Here is a 2,920-nt window from a genome sequence, read left to right as displayed (position 1 = left end):
GCCGGGAAGGGGACTTCCATCCACTTCGGGCCGGCCTCGGGAGCGGCCAGGGCGATCCTGGGGAACCGGCCGAAGAGGCTGGTGAGGGCCAGTTGCATCTCCAGCCGGGCCAGTGGTGCGCCCAGGCAGTAGTGGCTGCCGTGGCCGAACCCGAGGTGCGTGTTTCCCGGCCGGTTCACGTCGAAGTCGTCCGGGGCGTCGAACTTCCGTGGGTCGCGATTCGCCGAGAGGAGCGAGATCTGTACCAGTGCGCCCTTGGGGATTTGCGTACCGCCGATTTCCACGTCCTCGGTCGCGAACCGGAACGTGGCGCTTTCCACCGAGCCGTCGTAGCGCACCAGTTCTTCCACCGCGGGGCCGATCAGTTCCGGGTTTTTCCGCACGGCCTGCAGTTGTGCGGGATGGGCCAGGAAGTGGTGGACGGCGTTGCCGATGAGGTACGCGGTCGTCTTGTGGCCGGCGAACATCAGCAGGAACGCCGTCGAGATCAGCTCGTTCTCCGTGAGGCCGCCGTCCTGGTCCTGGGCCTCGGTGAGCGCGCTGAGCAGGTCGTCGCCCGGGTGTTCGCGCTTGCGCGCGACGAGTTCGGTGAAGTAGGCGTGCAGGTCCTCTTCCGCCTTCTGCTGGGCCTGTTTGGCTTCCTTGCTGAAGCCTGTCTGCGCCACTGTGGTGGACAGGCGCTGCATGTGGGCCCGTTCCTCGGGCGGCACGCCGAGCAGTTCGCAGATCACGGTGATCGGCAGTGGGAACGCGAACGCGGGCAGCAGGTCCAGCGGTTCGCGGGTGGGGCATGCGTCGAGGAGCTGGTCGACGATGGTCTGGATCTTCGGCCGCAGCGCCTCGACGCGGCGCGGGGTGAACTCGGCGTTGACGAGTTTGCGCAGCCGGGTGTGTTTGGGCGCGTCGGCGTTGAGCATGTTGTCGTCCAGCGAGACCGACGAGTCGCCGAAGATTCTCCGGTAGGCGTCCATGGCCCCGTACATGTCCTTGCTCAGCCGGGGGTCGGAGAGTGCGGCCCGGGCGTCCTCGTACCGTGTGATCAGGTACGTTTCGACGCCGTGCGGCGGCTTCATCGGGCAGACGGGCGCCGTGTCCCGCAGGGCGGCGTAGACCGGGTGCGGGTTGCGCCGGAACTCGGCGGTGCACTGCTCGGCTGTGGCGACGGGGTCCTGCGCGGTGGTCACGGGGTCCTGCGTGGTGGTCACGGACGGCTCCTGAGGTCGAAGAGGGTCTCGGCGTTGCCGCCGAGGATGAGCTGCTGGGACGCCTTGTCCACGGGCAGCTTCTCGATCATGCGGATCAGGTCCTCCAGCGGCGCGGACAGCGGCGGCGAGTCGCTGCCGAACAGCATCCGCTCGGGTCCGAGGACCTCCGCGTTGAGGCTCAGGTGCGCGGGGCTGAACGGGCTGGTGTCGACGTACATGCGCTGCAGGGCCGCGGCGGGGTCGGTCGACGGCGGGAGGGAGGGCGGCGCGGCGGGGGCCGGCCGGCCGGGTGCGGCCCCCGGCGCTGCGGGGGCGGCCGGGGCGGCGGAGGATGGTGCTCCGCCGCCCCAGTGCCGGGGGCTCGCCGCCGTCTGCAGGCGCTCCGGCAGCAGCGCCATCGCGCCGCCGCCGGTCGCGCCGATCAGCCGCAGGTCCGGGTACTTGTCCAGCCATCCCGCGAACGCGATCATGGCCATGCCCAGGGTGACGTCGCCGAACCGTCCGATCTGCTCGACGAAGCCGATGGTGTCCACCTTCTCCGTGCCGGCCGGTTCGGCCGGTGCGTGTACCAGGACCGGGACTCCCGCCTCCGCGGCCAGCGCGAAGAAGGAGTCCGCCCGCGGCGAGCCGAGCAGCTCGCCGTGGACGCTGGACGTGGTGATCAGGCCGACGAACGCGGGGTCCGCCAGGGTCTCCCGCACCCCTTCCAGGTGATCGTCGTCGCCGAACGGGTTGGCGTAGACGTACCCGCGCAACTGGTCCGGGAACTGGGAGATCAGACCCGACATCCAGGCGTGGAAACCACGCAGCCGGTCGCGCGGCTGCTTGTAGTTGTCCACGCCCGGGACCCGCGCCATCGCGCCGGCGCCCACCGGGCTGCCGATGATGGTGAGGTCGATCCCGGCCTCGGCGCGGGCCGCGAGCATGCCGTCGACGTCGGTCAGGCTCGGGGGCATGGGGAAGCGGCCGGCCGCCTGGGGCGGGGACAGATGTCCGTGGATGTCGATGATCATGTGTGGGTTCCCGGTTCCGGTGTGACTGCACGGGTCACCGCGGCACAGTCCTCGTCGCCGAGCCCCTGCTCGGTGGCACGGGCGTGGGTCTGTGCGGCTGCGGCGGTGAGCGGAAGGTGCAGGCCTGCCGCGGCCGCCTGCTCCGTGGCGAGCATGAGGTCCTTCGCCATCAGGCGCAGCCGGAAGTCCGGCTCGTCGAAACGCCCGGTGGCCAGGCGCCGCGACTTGAACGACATGACCGGCGAGGCGAAGCCGCTGCCCGCGATGGTCCTGAGAACGAGCTGCTTGTCCAGGCCGCAGACGGCCGCCAGTTCGGCGGCCTCAGCCATGGCCTGCACCTCTATCCCCATGAGGAGATTGAGGAGCAGCTTCATCCGCATGCCGGAGCCGAGTGCGCCCAGATGGACGACCTCCTTGCCCAGCATCTCCAGCAGGGGCCGGCCGGCGGTGAAGACCCGCTCCTCGCCGCCGACGAACAGCCGCAGTTCGCCGTCGCGGGCGTGGTCGCGGTTGCCGAGCATGCCGACGTCCATGACGGAGGGGACGTCGTCGGCGAGGCGGACGACTTCCTCGGGGGCGACGGTGCTGGCGCAGATCAGTGCGCCGGGGTAGGTGCCTCTGGACAGGACACCGTCCGGGCCGCGCAGCACGGTTTTGAGGGCGTCGCCGTCGGCGACCGTGCAGATGACGGCGCTCGTGCCT

Annotated in this window: 3 protein-coding genes; all 3 read right to left on the bottom strand. The window is 70.5% G+C overall.

Annotated features, from left to right (window positions below):
- Positions 1-1,184 (bottom strand): cytochrome P450 family protein (locus ACWGH4_RS33665; RefSeq protein ID WP_453467542.1); only part of this gene is annotated, 1,184 nt, incomplete at its 3' end.
- A 17-nt stretch (positions 1,185-1,201) separates the two neighbouring features.
- A complete protein-coding gene (locus ACWGH4_RS33660; protein WP_453467540.1) occupies positions 1,202-2,218 on the bottom strand; it encodes an amidohydrolase family protein in 1,017 nt (338 codons plus the stop codon).
- The coding region (locus tag ACWGH4_RS33655) for an NAD(P)-dependent oxidoreductase (protein WP_453467538.1) at positions 2,215-2,920 on the bottom strand (706 nt) is incomplete at its 5' end. The genes ACWGH4_RS33655 and ACWGH4_RS33660, both read right to left, overlap by 4 nt.

This window comes from Streptomyces sp. NPDC054847 (genome assembly GCF_053610925.1).
Note: the sequence above shows the minus strand (reverse complement) of the source record. Positions and strands in the feature narration are given on the sequence as shown.

Coding starts and splice junctions, on each gene's coding strand:
- ACWGH4_RS33660 (WP_453467540.1), bottom strand. CDS start 2,218: ATGATCATCGACATCCACGGACATCTGTCCCCGCCCCAGGCGGCCGGC.